Source organism: Erwinia sp. 9145 (assembly GCF_000745075.1).
Taxonomy (GTDB): Bacteria; Pseudomonadota; Gammaproteobacteria; order Enterobacterales; family Enterobacteriaceae; genus Erwinia; species Erwinia oleae.
On the sequence record NZ_JQNE01000001.1, the window covers coordinates 1,238,458 to 1,255,541 of the forward strand.

A 17,084-nucleotide genomic window follows, 5' to 3' on the forward strand; every position below is an offset into this window, starting at 1 on the left:
AGTTACCCTGCGTTACCAGGAAGAAGGTCGGCAAGCGGCGCAGGCCAGCTGTCGCGCAGCGCCCACAACCGCATCTGCTCAATATCCGGCGCAAGAAGACGGTCTTTATCCAGAAAAGCCACGCGCTGACGCAGTGCGGCGAACTCGCTTTCCATCAGCGCAGAACTTTGTAACGGACGATGGAACTCAATGCCCTGCGCGGCAGCCATCGCTTCAATACCCACAACGGCGGCGGTGTTGAAACACATCTCGCCCAACCGACGCGCGCTATAGGTAGCCATGGAAACGTGATCTTCCTGATTCGCAGAGGTCGGCAGGCTGTCGACGCTGCCCGGATGTGCCAGCGATTTGTTTTCGGAGGCCAGCGCCGCTGCGGTCACCTGGGCAATCATAAAGCCGGAGTTGATGCCGCCTTCCTTCACCAGGAAGGGCGGCAGGCCGGAAAGCCCGGTATCGAGCAGCAGCGCCAGGCGCCGTTCAGAAATGGCGCCGATCTCCGCCACTGCCAGCGCGATAATGTCTGCGGCAAAGGCGACAGGCTCGGCATGGAAGTTGCCGCCGGAGATGACATCGCCGCTGTCGCTGAACACCAGCGGATTATCCGACGCCGCGTTGGCCTCGATTTGCAGCACGCGCGCGGCGTGGTTGAGGTTATCCAGACACGCGCCCATCACCTGCGGCACGCAGCGGATGGAGTAGGGATCCTGCACGCGGCCACAATCGGCGTGAGAATCCAGAATCTCGCTTCCTTGCAGCAGGTCGGAAACGGCAGCGGCCACGGCAATCTGTCCTGTCTGGCCTCGCGCCTTATGGATGCGGGCGTCGTAAGGTTTGATGGAGCCTTTGATCGCCTCCAGCGACAGCGCGCCCGCCAGCAGGCCAGCGGCAAACACCTTCTCGCCTTCAAAAAGACCGCGCAGCGCCAGCGCGGTGGAAACCTGCGTGCCGTTCAGCAGCGCCAGCCCCTCTTTCGGCCCGAGTTCAAAGGGCTGTAAACCGGCCAGGCGCAGGCCGTCAACGGCGGCAATCCGCTCGCCATTGACCCGTACCTCGCCTTCGCCCAGCAGCATCAGCGAAAGATGGGCCAGCGGCGCCAGGTCACCCGACGCGCCAACGGAACCTTTCTCAGGGATGCAGGGCATCACGCCCGCGTTGAACAGGGCGAGCAGGCCGTCAATCAGCGCCATCCGCACGCCGGAATGGCCGCGCGCCAGGCTGATCACCTTGGTGGCCATAATGACGCGCACCACGTTATCGGGCAGCAGTTCGCCAATACCCACGCTGTGCGAAAGCACCAGGTTACGCTGGAGCTCAGCCAGACGCGGCGCGGGAATAGTGGTTTGCGCCAGCTTGCCAAAGCCGGTATTGATGCCGTAGGTAACCGTTCCTGCCTGAACGATGCGGGCAACCGTCGCCTGCGCCTGCTCTATGGCGCTGCGCGCGCCCTCGTCCAGCGTCAGTCGGACGTTACCGTGATAGATGCGTTTCAGCGTGGCTAACGTCACCTCTCCCGGCGTCAGCGTGCAGCACTGTGAATCTGTCGGCATAGTATACTCCTGTATAGACAAGTTTGGTTGCTGTCATCCCTGCAAGGTAATCCAGGCAGCTCATGATGATCGTTGCTCATGAATAAAACAAAGTGAAGCAGATGTGTATAATCTTGTCTATACAATTAGCAATGCTTGTGCCAGGTCGATCACAAAACTTCTTTTCCGTCAGACGTGGCGGTAGCGCCTTTTGCCGAGGCGCAGACGCATAAAAATGCCCGGCACGCGGCGCTATAGCATGCAAAAATGCACCGTCGTGGCGCAGACTGCGCGGCAGGGGTGCAACAGAACACGTCTATACATCCACCGGTCCGCTCAGTAAACTGAACACATTATTCTGATGAGGACGTTTTTATGGTCGAGCAGAGTGCAATCTCGCAACTTTCTGCCGCAATGAGCGATCTGCCCGCGCCGATTTATCAGCGTGTGAAGCAGGCGATTATCAGTCAGATCACCGAAGGCACCTGGAAACCTAACCAGCGCGTGCCCTCAGAAAGCGAACTGGTCAACGAACTGGGCGTCAGCCGGATGACCATCAACCGCGCCCTGCGCGAACTGACCAGCGAAGGCTATCTGCTGCGTATGCAGGGCGTCGGCACCTTTGTCGCCGAGTCCAAAGGCTATACCGCGATGCTGGAGGTGCACAATATTGCCGAAGAGATCGCGCAGCGCGGCCATACGCACAGTTGTAAAGTTATCACCCTGCGCGAAATCAAAGCCGACCCGGAGCAGGCCGGCGTGCTGGGCCTGACCACCGGTCACGCTGTTTTTCATTCGCTGATGGTGCATTACGAAAACGATCTGCCGGTACAGCTGGAAGATCGTCTGGTTAACCCGCTGGTGGCGCCCGACTATCTGCAACAGGATTATCAGACACAGACGCCTTACACCTATCTGATGCGGGTCGCGCCGCTGACCGCTGGCGAGCACATCGTTGAAGCGGTGCTGCCCGACAGGCACCAGTGCGCGCATCTCTCCATTGAAGCCAACGAGCCGTGCCTGCTTATTCGCCGCCAGACCTGGAGCGAAGCAAAAATTGTGACCTGGGCGCGGCTGCTCTATCCCGGATCGCGTTACAAGCTGCTCGGTAAATTCAAGGGGCATGGTTAGCCCGTGATCAGGGCGGCGGGAACTGCATGGCGGTTCTCAGGCCGTCATTATTGCGGTTGCGCTGTATGCGCAGGGCAGAGCGCAGGCCCAGACGAGAGGAGTCTTTTGCGCGTTCGCGAACGATGAGCATCAAAGGGCGCCAGCTTTCGCGGGTCTGCAAAAGTTTATCAACGGCGCCGTCCATTTCCCTGGCCTTCGTTTCATCTCCCCGCTGGCGGAACAGATGCGCCAGTGAGCGGTAGCCGTCAATTTCCGCGCCGGTTTCGCCTTTTAATGAATAGTTAACGTTGAAGAGAGCGTAATGGGTCTGTTGCGACAGCTGCGTTAACTGCTGCTCGAAGTCATCCAGCAAACCTGCGGCCTGTTCGCGAAGTTCAGGCGTATCGCGCTTTTCCGCATCCAGCTCGAGTGTCTCAATACAGCGCATCAGCCAGGCGTCGCGATTCACCGATATCTCTTTTTGCATATCGGCTACGGTGCTGTAGTGGCGATCGAGATCGGCGTCCTGTTTGTCTTCAATGGTGTAAAGCGATAACTCGTTACGCTCCTGATGCCAGCTGAGATCGCGCCCCACGCCTGCCTGAAAGGGCGCAGAGAAGCGTCCTGTCGTTGCATTACCCAGCGTTCCCGGCTGGTTTGATAGCGGTGAAGCGCTTACCGTGCCGTCCAGTCGGGTGGTTTGCGTTGTCGTATCCGCCTGATAACCATTGATCCGCACGGTTCCCTGCGCTTCCTGGCGCGTATCCGTATTGCGCTCGTGCTGTGCGCTCAGGGACATTTCGTTATTTATCCATGCGCCGGTCGTTGCCGATGTCGCCAGGCTGGCGAAAGGAAGCCGACCAAATACCGCCCCACGGAAGGCGGTCGTCTGACTGCTGCTGCTGACGTGGCTCAGTGATACATCGTCACTGCGCGCCAGAATCGCCTCCAGCGGCCCGCTGAATGCCGGGCCCTGGTTTGAAGGCAGACTGTCCCAGCGCACCATGCTTTCCAGCGCGGTATACATTTTTTGCCGCATTTCATCATCATGAAAACGACGTCGAAAAAAACGGATCAGTGTGGCATCCGAATCCGCTTCCTGCTTGCGCAATGTGCCTTTTACGCCGCCCAACAGCGAAACATGCGGAGCAACGCTGCCGCCAGCGGTTAATCCAACGCTGGCTTCGCCCGCTTTGGTTGTGGTTTTACCAAACGACATCTCCATCCCCAGAATGGGCATAAACAGCTGCACGTAGGCTTCATCGCTGCGGGAAAGCTCGAAAGAGAAGGTGGGCACAACAGGGAACAGCGCGTTAAGCGGCAGCGCCGGCAGACCGCCTCCCAGCGTGCCGCCTTCGCCAAGCTTCACGCGATCGCGCAGCCGACTGCCTTCTATCAGCGGTTTGAAAAAGGTCAGAACGTCTTCTTTGTTAGTGAAGTGCCGCGTTTTTAGCAGGCGAAGCGCATCCTGTTCTTCCGCCGACGGGGCGGCAGGCGTTTCACGCTTCTCTGCGGGCAGCGCGTTGTTCAGGTGCTCGCCGAGCTGATTGAGCGCCTCATAGACGCTGAGATGCTGCGTAAACAGTGAAGAGAGGGCCTCAGGCAGATCGGCACGCGAAAACCGCGCGGTCAGCCTGTTCCCGTTATTCGCCTGCATGCGCCGCAGATCGGCCATATGCCTGCCGGTGAGAGGCTGCTGCGACAGATGCTGCCCTTTATCACGCCATTTCAGCAGGAGTTGGGTGAAATGTTCCGCGTGTTCGGCCAGTGCCTGCGCGCTGGCGTCATCACCGGCTTCAGCACGACAGCGTTCTGTCAGATTTTTTATGCGTGCAAGCTGGCCGTCAATCAGCGTTTCGCCTTTGCTGCGCAGCGAGAACATATTCATACCGTCAGTGATATCCATCGCGCGATCGCGCGTTTTGGCGTTGAACGGATTTTTTCTGACGTTAGGAATCGGACGTAACTCAGCCGCTTGCCCTGCGGGAGGACGCGCCATCGCGCGAAATACCCATTCGTTGGTGGCTTTGAGAAGGCGTTTGTTATCCTGATCGTACGCCGAGCCGGGCGCGTTGCTGTAATAGCCGTTCCTTACCGCGTTATAAGCCGCGTGAGCCACATCGTCAAAGGCGGCGCCATCCTTTGCCAGCTTGCTCTTCGCCACGTTTTGCGCGCCCTGCAACCAGGCTTTCACGGCAGGATCTTTCTCTGCCTGTTGGGCAGCATCCGCATTCCAGAAGGTGCGTAAGGCTTTTGACAGCTCGCCATCGGGCGGTTGATCGCCACTGGCGGAGAGAAGCTGGAGAAGATCCGCGCCGCGCGGAAGTTCGCTCAGGCGGTGACAAAACTGGATCAGATCGCGAGTCGTTTCATCATGAGGAGCAGCCAGCGTCGTCCAGTGCTGCGCGGTGTGGGTTGAAAGCTGCTGCAAAACCTTTCCCGCCCGTTCGGGTTTGTCAGCGCACACGGCGCCGAGGGTGCTTTTCACAATATTCGCAATCAGCCAGGAAGGTTGTTTGGTCAGGCTGGCGTCCTCATTCAGGCGGCGGGTTAACTTATCGAGTTGCGCGGAGAGTTCCGCGTCCTGCAACGGTTTAACAACGTCGTTGAAGGAAGCCTGAATTTCCTGCCTGATGCCGCTTAGCGCCGTTTTATCAGGCTGCGGTGCGGGGGATGCTGTTGGCGGCGCAGGCGTTTTTCCCGCCAGCACGCCTTCGGTTTTGCTGGCGTTAACCCACACCCGGCTGGCGCTGGTGCGCTGCTGCATCAGCTCCCCCTGCTCTTTATTGAGTAATTCCAGCGCTTTTTTTATTGAGGACCCGGCCGAGGTGCTGTCGATTTCAAGACTTTCCAACTGATGCATATTATCCAGCAGCAGGCTTTCAGCCGCCTGTTTTAACAGAAGATGGCGACAAACAAGCTCATCCTCCGGCGGCGGATTCTGCTCGTTCAGTTTTTCAAGCGAGACCAGCGCGTTATGCAACTGGCGATAACCTGCCTCCATACTGTTGGCGAGGATCATCAACTGCTTTATTTTCGCTGTATTTGCCGCCAGTTTCAGGTCGGTTGCTGTCAGTGACGTGTGGCTCTGCGTACGGATATCAACGGCTGCGTCAGCCAGTTCCCGCAGCCGCTTTGCGGCAAAATCGCTTTGCAGATCGGCGTTATCGGCAAAATCGCTCAGGCGACTGAGCGCCAGCACGGTGGGATCTTCCAGGCTTTTCAACAGGATGTCCTGATGATGCTGAACCTGTGCCTCCGCCAGTCTTATCTGCTCCTGCAACTGCGCGGTGTGGGCGTTACCCGATTGCGGGCGGGCGGCGGCGCGCGCCTGATACTGCCTTTCCAGTACCTCGGTGGCCGTTTCCAGCTTAAGGCGCTGTTCCGTCAGCGTCTCCTGAAGATGCTGCACCGTACGGGCAATCTCTTCGCGCGGTACAGCCGCATCAATTTTTTCTTCGCCTGAACGTTTCCCTCCGTGAATAGCGGCCACGTCACGCAGCGCCTGCGGCTTCAGGAAGGGGAAAAGCCGCACCAGACGCTGGCGATGTTTATCCGGCGCAGGGCGTTGCCAGAGCGACGTTTTATTTTCTTCCAGCGTCTGCACGCTGGATCGGGCAACGCGCAAAAGCTGCTTGCTGCGCTGGAGCAGGGGGTGATCGGCGTCCTCCTCCTCAACGATGTTCTGCTCTGGTGCCGCATCGCGTAGCGCGCGATCCACCGTACGTTCGGTGCCGGTAAGGCCAGCGGAAACGGTGAACGGACGTGCGGACAGCCCGCCTTTTAGCGCGTTGCGTTTGCCTTGCTTCTGCTGAGGGGGGTTGTGTGAGGACGACGGCGGGTGTTCATTCCGCGCGCGCAGCTTTTGCTCCGCCTCTGTCGACAGCGTTTTTACGTTTCCCGGCGGTAATGGCGTTGTTTCCGTGGGGGCGGGCTGCTCCGTTTCGGCTTGATGACGCACAGAGGTAAGAAACGTAGGCAATCTCATGGCTGACTCATCCTGCAACAAGGAAAGATATTACGATTATCAGCAGAAGGGTGATCGGGAAGGAAATGCTAATTTTAGAAGAGGTTATGCATCCTTAATGAATAAGGACAGCGCTGACATCGGCTGTCCCCGCCGGGTAAAGGCACTATTTTTCTGCCTGACGCCGGGCAAGCGTGACGGCAAGAAGTGAAGCTGATGCTGTTTCGCGGCGCAGTAAAGCGCCGTCTCCGGCATCCCACCAGGCGCCACGATCTGGCGTGAGCCGCCGTTCGCCCAGGCTCCATTCTCCCGACAGAACGTAAACCACACCTGCATTTTCAGGTACGGGTGCAAAGGTCTCATGGTGGACGGCAACGCTGGCGCAGTGCGTAGCGCGACGCGTCATCACGTTGAAATCGCTGCTGATGCCGCCCGTCAGACGACAGAAAATCGCTTCCTCGCCCGCAAAAGCAAACGGCCGATGTCTGACTAATCGCTGTTTTTCTTCGTCATTCGAGTAAAGCGTAACGTCATCGCCCTCCAGCAGAGTAATGACGCGGTCGATCCCCGGAAAAAGCGAGAAGGGGGCGTCGGCAGCAAGGGTGGCGATGCTGATGCGCCAGCTAAAATCGGCGATGTCCGGTGGAAAACTCACCACCTCGCGCGTTTCACCGCCGCCGTTGCGCCAGCGGCTGATCGGCAGCGTATCGCGGCTGAAAAAATGCATCATTTCAGCGCCTCCAGCGCGGAACGGAAGGCCGCAGCAATCTGTGCTTCTTCGGCGTGTTTTCCGCCACGGATAACCGGCCGGCCCGCCACCCAGACGTCCTGAATCTGCCCGCGATGCCCGGCAAACAGCCAGCGGTTGAGCAGCGCGCTGTCTTCCGTGCTGCCCAGCAGCGCATCGTCCGCCAGCACCAGCCAGTCAGCACGCCAGCCGGTTTTGAGGCAGCTCGTCTGTACCCCGCAGGCCTGCGCGCCGCCGGCCAGCGCCTGTTGATAAAGCACATCGCCTACGGCGTTTTGCCGGGCGGTGACGATACGATTGCGGCGACGGTCGCGCAGGCGCTGTCCATATTCCAGCAGCCGCAGCTCCTCCACCACATCCAGCGAAACGTGGCTGTCTGAGCCGATGCCCCAGCGGCCGCCCTGGACGATATACGCTGATGCAGGGAAAATGCCGTCGCCCAGGTTGGCCTCGGTGGTGGGGCAAAGTCCCGCCACCGCCTGGCTTGTCGCCAGTTGTGAGATTTCGTGCTCGTCCAGATGCGTGGCGTGGATCAGGCACCAGCGGGCATTAACGTCAAAGCGCTTAAACAGCCAGTTCACCGGGCGTTCGCCGCTCCAGTCCAGGCAGTCACTGACCTCTTTTTCCTGCTCGGCGATGTGGAGGTGGACAGGCAGGGCGCTGTCGCTGGCGGCGAGCACGTCATGCATTTGTGCTTCGCTGACCGCGCGCAGCGAGTGGAAGCAAAGCCCCTGATTGTGCAGCGGTTTATCGGCAATTAACGCGTTGAGCCGCTGCTGCTGTTGCAGATACTGCTCGCTGCTTTGAATAAAGCGTTTTTGTCCCGGCTGCGGCGGCTGCGCGCCGAAACCGGCGTAGCTGTAAAGCACCGGCAGCAGCGTCTGGCCGATCCCGGCCCGTTCGGCGGCGGCGATCAGCTGGCGCAGCATATCGTCATCCTGATAGGGCTGCCCGTCAGGATCGTGGTGCAGATAGTGAAATTCCGCCACCTGGCTGTAGCCGCCTTTCAGCATATCGACATAAAGCTGCGCGGCGATGGCGCCTACCTGCTGGGGAGAGAGACGCTGCACCATGCGGTACATTAATTCGCGCCATGTCCAGAAGCTGTCCTGCGGATCGCCCGCCACTTCTGCCAGCCCCGCCATCGCCCGCTGGAAGGCGTGTGAGTGTAAATTAACCATTGCGGGCACCACCGCGCCCGTCAGCCGCTCTGCGCCGTCGGCAGAGGCGTCTGGCGTCAGCGCCTCAATCGCGCCCGCGTCATTAACCTCAATAAGAACATCGTGCTGCCAGCCGTCTTCGAGCATGGCGCGTGGTGCAAAATAGCGAGCCATAGGTTGCGTCCCGGACAATGTAGTTGTATATACATATACATACTTATGAATCAACAGTAAAGCCGGGAGAGAAGATGAGCGAGCAACATCGCTGCGACAGCCTGTGGCACGGTGCGGACGTGGTCACGATGCAAAACGGCCGGTACAACATCATCGAAGACGGCGCGATTGCGGTGCGTGACGGCAATATCATCTGGGTTGGCCCGCTGCGTGATGCGCGGGAGATAAATGCCGTACGGCGTATTGATTTCGGCGGCGGCATCGTCACCCCTGGCCTGGTGGATTGCCACACGCATCTGGTGTTCGGCGGCGATCGCAGTCATGAATTTGAGCAGCGGCTCAACGGCGTCAGCTACAGCGACATCGCCGCACAGGGCGGCGGCATTCTCTCGACGGTACGCGCCACGCGGGCCGCTTCGGAAGCGGAACTGGTGAGCAGCGCCGCGTGGCGGCTGCAACGGCTGCTGGCGGAGGGCGTGACGACGCTTGAAATCAAGTCCGGCTACGGCCTGACGCATGACAGCGAGCTGCGCATGCTGCGCGCTATCCGACAACTGGCGCAGCAGACCCCGGCGCAGATCCAGTCCACCTGTCTGGCGGCCCACGCCACGCCGCCCGAGTTTAGCGATAATCCGGACGGCTGGATCGATCTTATCTGCAACGAGCTGCTGCCGCAGGTGGCCGACGAGGGGCTGGCCGATGCGGTGGACGCTTTTTGCGAGCATCTGGCGTTTTCGCCTGAGCAGGTTGCGCGGGTGTTTGATGCGGCGCAGCGGCTTGGCCTGCCGGTGAAGCTGCATGCGGAACAGCTCTCTTCGCTGGGCGGCAGCGCGCTGGCCGCGCGTTACGGCGCGCTGTCCGCCGACCATCTGGAGTATGCCACCGAACATGACGTGGCGGCGATGGCCGCAAGCGGCACCGTGGCGGTGCTGCTGCCCGGCGCGTTTTACCTGCTGCGAGAAAAGCAGGTGCCGCCGGTGGCGTTGTTTCGCCAGTATGGCGTGCCGATGGCGCTGGCCAGCGACGCCAATCCGGGCACCTCGCCCGCGCTCTCTTTGCGTCTGATGCTGAATATGGGCTGCACGCTGTTTGGCATGACGCCGGAAGAGGCGCTGGCTGGCGTGACGCTGCACGGCGCACGGGCGCTGGGGCTGGCCGATACGCACGGTTCGCTGGAAGCGGGCAAGGTGGCCGATTTTGTTCACTGGCCGCTGACGCGTCCGGCAGAACTGGTTTACTGGCTGGGCGGCGAACTGCCGTGTCAGGTTATTTTCAGAGGAGAGGCGATTCGATGAAACCCTATAGTTTTACCGCTGGCACGCTGCCGCTGCTGGTCAGTATTCCTCACGCCGGAACCGCGCTGACGCCCGAGGTGGAACAGGGGCTGAGCGATGCGGCGAAAGCGCTGCCGGACACCGACTGGCATATTCCACAGCTCTATGATTTTGTTGGCGAAATGGGCGCAAATATACTGGTGGGCAACTATTCGCGTTTTGTTATCGATCTTAATCGTCCGCCCGATAACGCCGCGCTCTATACCACTGCCACCACCGGTCTGTACCCTGAAACGCTGTTCGACGGCACGCCTGTGTTTACACCCGGAATGACGCCCGACGCTGCGGCGCGCCAGCGCTACCTTGATACAATCTGGACGCCTTATCATCAAAAGATCGCGCAGGAACTGGCGCGAATGAAGCAGCAGTTTGGCTACGCGCTGCTGTTTGACGCCCACTCTATTGCGTCGGTTATTCCGCGCCTGTTCGACGGCAAACTGCCCGATCTCAACCTGGGCACCAACGACGGCGCAAGCTGCGACGATCTGATAACGCAGGGGCTGATGCAGGTTTGCCAGGCGCAGAAGGCGTTTAACTGGGTGCTGAACGGCCGCTTCAAGGGCGGCTACATCACGCGCGCGTACGGCAGGCCGCGGGAGAGCCAGTATGCCGTGCAGCTGGAGCTGGCGCAGTGCAACTATATGGATGAGGCGCCGCCTTATGGCTGGCGCGGTGACAGAGCGGCTTCGCTCCAGCCGCTGCTGAAAGACATCATTGCCGCGCTGCTCAGACGATAAGCCTGCTACAGCAGCAGCGTTTCTATCTCCTGCCAGTTTTTGACCCGCCGGTAGCCGGTGACGTGCAGGTTATGCGGCGCGGTATAAAGCAGGCCCTCGCCGCAAAAATCGACAAAATTGTGGGCATTATCGTCAATCATGTAGTCAGCGTTGATGATGCTTTTGTTACCGCAAAACACAATATTGCTGGGTTTGATCTGCGGAAAATGTTCGTTCAGCCAGCGAAATTTAGCGTTAAAAGAGGTGGGCACCTCCATCGCGGCGGTCGTGATAAATACCTCATACTGCTTACTCAATTCACCAATGACGCGCTGGCTGTCCGCGATCACCGCCAGATCCGCAAAAAATTCCGGATGACCGGCAAGGCGCATAATTTCTGCCAACATATCGGGTTTTTCATGGCGAAGTCTGAACAGATTGAGCTCATCATGCGTGAGCGTTAATGAGAAGTGCGCGTTAACGGCGCTCAGCATTTTAGGATGGAAATCGGCTATCACTTCATCCATATCGATAGCAATACGTTTCATTGTTGCTCCTTTATCCAATTGTGGTGCACGTTGAAAGGGCGCTGCGCACTTTACTGGTGCATCCCGCCAGCGCGGTGCTGACGCACGCAGCGATTATCCGTTACTCCGCATCCTGGCACAACTCTTGCTGTACTTGTATGTACAAGACATAACATCCGTGGCTACATTCCATTAACATAGACTGAGTCACACTTTTCTCTTTCGCTACAAGAATTGTCAGATGATTGGTTGTATATACATGACATAACACCTGAGATTTTTACGCCATGATGCGTCACGATGGCATAACTTTTCGGCCAACCGGCCTGTCCATTACCAGGAGCGCCCGATGAAACGTCCTCTATTCCGCTGCGTACTGATTAACGCCCTTGTTGCCTCCGCCTTGCTGACTTCGCTATCGCTTCAGGCCAAAGAGTGGAAAGCCATCACCATTGCCACCGAAGGCAGCTATGAGCCATGGAACCTGACGTTGCCGGGCGGCAAGCTGAGCGGTTTTGAACCTGAACTGATGACTAATCTGTGCCAGCGAATGAAAATCGAGTGCAGGCTGGTGGTTCAGAACTGGGATGGCATGATTGCCGGTATGCAGGCGGGTAAATATGACGTGATCATGGATGCCATCGTGATTACGCCGGATCGCCGCAAAGTCATCGATTTTACCGTGCCTTATGCCTCAACGCCCGCCAGCTTCATTACGCTGAAAGGCGATCTGCTGCCCAAAGCGAGCGGTGCGGAAAACATCATTAAGCTGAATGACGATCCGAAAGAGATTGAACCTGCCATTGCCGGTCTGAAAGCGGCGCTGAAGGGCAAAACCATCGGCATCGCTTCCGGCACCGTCTATACGCCGTTTATCGATAACTATTTTAAAGACGTGGCGACCGTGCGCGAATATAACGCCTCGGCGGATGCCATGCTCGATCTTCAGGCCGAGCGCATTGATGCGGTATTCGACGACGTGACTTTTGCGAACTCGATACTCAGCAAGCCGGAAAATAAAGATTTACAGCTGGCGGGTCCACAGCTTGGCGGCCCGATCTGGGGCGAGGGCGAGGCGCTGGGCATCCGCAAAACCGACGGCGAGCTGAAGGCGAAACTCGATGAGGCGATCAACGCGGCACTGGCTGACGGCACGGTCAAAAAACTCAGTGAGAAGTGGTTTAAAACCAACGTCACGCCCTGAGCGGAGGAGGTGATTATGACCATTCCGGGATTTGGTGAAAACGGTTGGGGAAACCTTATTCTCAGCGCGACGCTGACCACGCTGCTGCTCTCGCTGGCGGCGATGGCGGTCGGCGCGCTGGTGGGCGGCGTGGTCGCGGCGGGCAAGCTGTCACCACGGCGTCCGATCCGCTGGCTGGGCGACGGCTACTCGGTGATTTTTCGCGGCATCCCTGAGCTGTTGATTATCTATCTGTTCTATTTCGGCGGTTCAGGGTTGATTTCTCAGGTAGGGCAGCTGTTCGGCGCCGACGGCTTTATCGAAGTGCCGCCGTTTCTGATTGGCGCGCTGGCGATTGGGCTGATTTCCGGTTCGTATCAGGCGGAAGTCTTTCGCGCCGGTCGGCTGGCGCTGAGCCAGGGGGAAATCGAAGCGGCGCAGGCCATCGGCATGCCGAAATGGCGCATTCTGCAACGCATTATGCTGCCTCAGGTGCTGCGCTATTCGCTGCCGGGCATGTCCAACGTCTGGCAGATGAGCCTGAAGGATTCGGCGCTGATCTCCGTGACCGGGATTGTCGAGCTGATGCGCGCCAGCCAGGTGGCGGCGGGTTCAACGCGGCAGTATTTCACCTTTTACCTGATTGGCGGCGCCTGTTATCTGCTGCTGACCGCGCTCTCCAATGCCGCCTTTAAGCGGGCGGAGACGCGTCTGGGTCAGGCCCATCAAAGCCGCACCGCGGCGCAACACTAACGGAGCGCACGATGATCGATTTTGCTTTCCTCAGCGATACGCTTCTGAAGCTCTCCGCTGCGCTGCCGGTGACGCTGGGACTGTTTTTCGCCTCGTTTGTGCTCGGCGGCCTTCTTGCGCTGGCGATCCTCGCGATGCGGATGAGTCGTCATCCGCTGCTGAGCGGTTTCGCCCGTGCTTACATTCTGGTTTTCCGCGGCTCGCCGCTGCTTATTCAGCTTTTTCTCATCTATTACGGTCTCGGTCAGTTTGAGGTGATCCGCCACAGTTTTGTCTGGCCAGTGCTGCGTGAACCGTTCTTCTGCGCGGTGGTGGCGCTGGCGCTCTGTACCGCCTCTTATACCGCTGAAATTTTTCGCGGCGGCCTGCTGGCGATCCCGAACGGGCAAATTGAAGCCGGGCTGGCCTGCGGCATGTCGCGCTGGCTGCTGCTGCGTCGGATTATTGCGCCGGTGATGCTGCGTTACGCGCTGCCCGCTTACTCAACCGAGGCCATTCTGCTGGTGAAGTCCACCGCGCTGGCCAGCCTGGTCACCGTCTGGGACGTGACCGGTGTGGCGCAACAGATTATTCAGCGCACCTATCGCACCATGGAAGTGTTCATCTGTGCAGCGCTGATCTACCTGATCCTGAATTTTATTATTGTGCAGATTTACGCGTGGATTGAGCGCTGTTTGTCACCGCGCCCGCGGCCACCCGCTGCGGATCGACCGTCTGCCCTCGCCGGAGAGAAACATGACTAATCTCGCTCCCATTTCGCTCTCAATGCGCGACATTCATAAATCTTTTGGTTCGCTGGAGGTGCTGAAAGGCATTTCGCTGGATGCGCATAAGGGCGATGTGATCTCAATTCTTGGCGCCAGCGGTTCCGGGAAAAGCACCTTTCTGCGCTGCATCAATCTGCTGGAAACCCCTGATTCAGGCGTGGTCAGCGTGGCGGGCGAAACCATCGAAATGACGCATCATGCGCGCGGGCATCGTCTGGCCGCCAACCATAAGCAGGTGGAGACGCTGCGTTCACGGCTGGGCATGGTGTTTCAGAGCTTTAATTTGTGGTCGCACATGACGGTGCTGCAAAACGTTATTGAGGGGCCGCGCTACGTGCTGAAGCGCGATCGGCAGGCGTGCATCGAACAGGCGGAGGCGATCCTGAACCGCGTTGGCCTGTTAAATCGGAAAGACTTTTATCCATCGCAGCTCTCGGGCGGACAGCAGCAGCGCGTGGCTATCGCGCGGGCGCTGGCGATGGAGCCGGAGGTGATGCTGTTTGATGAGCCGACCTCGGCCCTTGACCCGGAGCTGGTGGGCGACGTGTTAAAAGTGATGCGCAGCCTGGCGGAAGAGGGGCGCACCATGCTGGTGGTGACGCATGAGATGGGTTTTGCACGCACGGTATCGAACCGCGTGGTGTTTATGCATCAGGGAATGATTGATTGTCAGGGCGCGCCAGAGGCGATGTTCGGCGAGGAGAGCTCGCCGCGTTTTCAGCAGTTTATCTCCAGCCACCGGGCAGGTTGAGGTCGCAATGGAAAAAATCGTTTGGGGAGAGTCGCCTCTTCGCTGGCAGGAAGTCGTGAGCGTGGCAAAAGATCGCGCGGTGCTTGCGTTAAGCAGCGGGGCCTGGCAGCGGATCGGCAACGCGCGCGAGATCGTCACCCGTATCGTCGCCGACGGGCAGATCGCCTATGGCATTAATACCGGCCTGGGTGCGCTCTGCAACATTACGCTGGATGAGGCCCAGCTCGGCCAGCTTTCCCGCAACACGCTGTTGAGCCACGCCTGTGGCGTCGGGCCACTGCTGAGCGAGACGCAGGTGCGGGCGATTATCTGTGCGGCGGTTGCCAACTACAGTCACGGCCATTCCGGCGTGTCGCCGACGGTGGTACAGGGGCTGCTGTCGCTGGTGAACAGCGGCATTACGCCGCAGGTGCCGTCGCAGGGGTCGGTCGGTTATCTTACCCATATGGCGCATATCGGCCTGGCGCTGATTGGGATCGGTAACGTTCACTATCGCGGCAAAGTAATGCCTGCGGCTGAAGCGCTGGCGGCGGAAGATCTTGCGCCTTGTGCGCTGGGCGCAAAGGATGGTCTGAGCCTGGTGAACGGCACGCCCTGTATGACCGGACTGGCCTGCCTGGCGCTGGACGAGGCTGCCAGGCTGCTGGCGTGGGCCGACGTAACCGGCGCCATGAGTTTTGAGGCGCTGCGCGGGCAGACCGATGCGTTTGATGCGGAGATCCTCGCCCTGAAGGGCAGCGCCAACGTGCAGGCGGTGGGTGAACGGCTCAGGGCGTTGCTGGATGGCAGCGAGATTCTGGCGGGCAGTCGGGGCATTCGTACCCAGGACGCCCTGAGTCTGCGTTCGATACCGCAAATTCACGGCGCCTGCCGCGACCAGTTCGATCATGCCGCACGGCAGATTGAAACGGAACTGAACGCGGCAACGGATAATCCGCTGATCCTGGGAACGTCAGAACGCTGGCGGGTGGTGTCGCAGGCCAATCCGCATGGTGAATCGGTTGCGATGGCGGCTGATTTGCTGGCGCTGGCGCTGGCAGAGATCGGCAGCGTGGCAGAGCGCCGTCTTGACCGACTGATCAATCCGCTGGTCAGCGCGCTGCCGCCGTTTCTGGTGTCGCAGCCCGGCGTCAATTCAGGCATGATGATTGCGCAGTACGTCGCCGCCTCATTGTGTGGTGAAAACCGACGCCTTGCTCAGCCTGCGGTGGTAGATAACTTTGTGACCTCTGGCTTGCAGGAAGATCATTTGAGTATGGGAACCAGCGCCGCATTAAAGCTGTTAACGCTTGCCGAAAACGTCAGCCAGATCCTCGCTATTGAATATCTGCTGGCCGCGCAGGCGCTGGATTTTCATGAGGCCGCGAAGGGCGAGGGAACGTCACAGGCCTGGGCGCTGCTGCGGGAAAGTGTAGCCACCTGGACGGAAGACCGCTGGCTCGCTCCGGAGATAGCGAAAGCGGCGGCGCTGATAAAGGCGGGGCAGGTTTTGCTTTAGTCTCAAAAGCAGCACCATGATGTGTGGACGGCATAAAGGCTTCAGCAGGACGCGGCAGGGGAAGGCGTCCCGGCGTCTGAACCTCGATGACGCCCTTCACCGGCGCGCGTGTCGCGTTTAAATCTTGCTGCGCGCATCGGGCCGTACAAGGTCAAAGCGTCGATCGTCGCCGATCGTATAGTAGGCGCTGGGCCCGCCGGCGCGCAGAACCGGGTTTGCCTTCGCGGTCTGGTAAATCCCCTCCTCAAGAAGCTCGCTGTCAATGTGAATAACCACCGCCTCGCCCAGCACCAGCCACTGATCGAGCTTTTCCCCGTTGGCGTCCTGAAGCTGGATAATCTGCGTGAGCTTACATTCAAAATTAACCGGGCTTTCCGCCACCATACTCACCGATACCTGCGTTGCGGGCAAAGCCGTCAGCCCGGCGAGAGCGAATTCGTCTTCACCCTGTGCAACAGAAGCCGAACTTTCATTCATTGCCACCGCCAAATCGCGTGTGGTCAGATTCCAGACAAACTCGCCGGTTTCAGCAATGTTCGCCACGCTGTCCTTCCAGCCCTGGCTGGAAAAGCCAATAATTGGCGGCTGATAGTTAAAACAGTTAAAAAAACTGTAGGGCGCAAGATTGCGTTCGCCGCGTGCGCTTTGTGAACTGATCCAACCAATCGGGCGCGGCGCAATAATAGCGTTCAGCGGATTGTGAGGAAGATTGTGCCCGTGACGAGGCTGATAAGAATGGCGGGAACGCGACATCGGAATTCCTTGAGTAGCAAATAATAACTTCATCATAGCGCTTCATTGGCAGGAAAAAAGGCGCAATTGTTTACGATCCTGGCCGCAGCAGGTATCTTACGCGCCTTCAGATAAGAG

14 protein-coding genes are annotated in these 17,084 nt (G+C 59.0%); 8 read left to right on the forward strand and 6 right to left on the reverse strand.

Going from position 1 to position 17,084, the window contains the following annotated elements:
• Positions 1-2: 2 nt before the first annotated feature.
• Positions 3-1,547 carry a histidine ammonia-lyase gene (hutH, locus tag FA91_RS06180; RefSeq protein ID WP_034913624.1) on the reverse strand — a complete coding sequence of 515 codons (1,545 nt, stop codon included), beginning with the start codon at positions 1,545-1,547 and terminating at the stop codon, positions 3-5.
• A gap of 354 nt (positions 1,548-1,901) precedes the next feature.
• On the opposite strand from hutH (FA91_RS06180), the gene hutC reads away from it, so the two are divergent.
• Positions 1,902-2,657, forward strand: a complete 756-nt coding sequence (gene hutC, locus FA91_RS06185; RefSeq protein ID WP_034913626.1) for a histidine utilization repressor — start codon at positions 1,902-1,904, stop codon at positions 2,655-2,657.
• 7 nt (positions 2,658-2,664) lie between these two features.
• On the opposite strand, the gene FA91_RS06190 is transcribed toward hutC, so the two are convergent.
• The 3 genes from FA91_RS06190 to FA91_RS06200 form a co-directional block, all read right to left on the reverse strand.
• A complete protein-coding gene (locus tag FA91_RS06190) occupies positions 2,665-6,624 on the reverse strand; it encodes a hypothetical protein (protein WP_034913629.1) in 3,960 nt (1,319 codons plus the stop codon).
• 145 nt (positions 6,625-6,769) lie between these two features.
• A complete protein-coding gene (locus FA91_RS06195; RefSeq protein WP_051937057.1) occupies positions 6,770-7,333 on the reverse strand; it encodes a HutD family protein in 564 nt (187 codons plus the stop codon).
• Positions 7,330-8,685 (reverse strand): formimidoylglutamate deiminase, encoded by a 1,356-nt coding sequence (locus tag FA91_RS06200; RefSeq protein ID WP_034913630.1) that lies wholly within the window; start codon positions 8,683-8,685, stop codon positions 7,330-7,332. Before FA91_RS06200 ends, FA91_RS06195 begins: the two co-directional genes overlap by 4 nt.
• A gap of 74 nt (positions 8,686-8,759) precedes the next feature.
• Here FA91_RS06200 and hutI point away from each other — a divergent pair, with 74 nt between their 5' ends.
• On the forward strand, positions 8,760-9,980 hold the full coding sequence (hutI, locus tag FA91_RS06205) for an imidazolonepropionase (RefSeq protein ID WP_034913632.1): 1,221 nt from the start codon (positions 8,760-8,762) through the stop codon (positions 9,978-9,980).
• Positions 9,977-10,756 carry an N-formylglutamate deformylase gene (hutG, locus tag FA91_RS06210; RefSeq protein WP_034913634.1) on the forward strand — a complete coding sequence of 260 codons (780 nt, stop codon included), beginning with the start codon at positions 9,977-9,979 and terminating at the stop codon, positions 10,754-10,756. The genes hutI and hutG overlap by 4 nt, the downstream gene beginning before the upstream one ends.
• Positions 10,757-10,761: 5 nt before the next feature.
• Here the strand turns inward: hutG and FA91_RS06215 are convergent, their stop codons facing one another.
• Positions 10,762-11,283: a 5'-3'-deoxyribonucleotidase gene (locus FA91_RS06215; protein ID WP_034913639.1), complete on the reverse strand. Its 522-nt coding sequence runs from the start codon at positions 11,281-11,283 to the stop codon at positions 10,762-10,764.
• A gap of 328 nt (positions 11,284-11,611) precedes the next feature.
• Between FA91_RS06215 and FA91_RS06220 the strand changes: the two genes are divergently transcribed.
• From FA91_RS06220 to hutH (FA91_RS06240), 5 genes are read left to right on the forward strand one after another with little or no spacing between them, the layout of a single operon-like run.
• Entirely contained in the window at positions 11,612-12,466 is an 855-nt protein-coding gene (locus FA91_RS06220) for a transporter substrate-binding domain-containing protein (RefSeq protein ID WP_034913641.1), read from the forward strand.
• Between the two features lie 12 nt (positions 12,467-12,478).
• A complete protein-coding gene (locus FA91_RS06225) occupies positions 12,479-13,198 on the forward strand; it encodes an ABC transporter permease subunit (RefSeq protein WP_034919023.1) in 720 nt (239 codons plus the stop codon).
• 11 nt (positions 13,199-13,209) lie between these two features.
• A complete protein-coding gene (locus tag FA91_RS06230) occupies positions 13,210-13,941 on the forward strand; it encodes an ABC transporter permease subunit (protein WP_034913643.1) in 732 nt (243 codons plus the stop codon).
• Positions 13,934-14,716, forward strand: coding sequence for an ATP-binding cassette domain-containing protein (locus FA91_RS06235; RefSeq protein WP_034913645.1), 783 nt, complete (start codon positions 13,934-13,936; stop codon positions 14,714-14,716). Before FA91_RS06230 ends, FA91_RS06235 begins: the two co-directional genes overlap by 8 nt.
• Before the next feature lie 7 nt (positions 14,717-14,723).
• Positions 14,724-16,214: a histidine ammonia-lyase gene (hutH, locus tag FA91_RS06240; protein WP_034913648.1), complete on the forward strand. Its 1,491-nt coding sequence runs from the start codon at positions 14,724-14,726 to the stop codon at positions 16,212-16,214.
• A 117-nt stretch (positions 16,215-16,331) separates the two neighbouring features.
• On the opposite strand, the gene FA91_RS06245 is transcribed toward hutH (FA91_RS06240), so the two are convergent.
• On the reverse strand, positions 16,332-16,967 hold the full coding sequence (locus FA91_RS06245) for a flavin reductase family protein (RefSeq protein WP_034913650.1): 636 nt from the start codon (positions 16,965-16,967) through the stop codon (positions 16,332-16,334).
• Positions 16,968-17,084 lie beyond the last annotated feature (117 nt).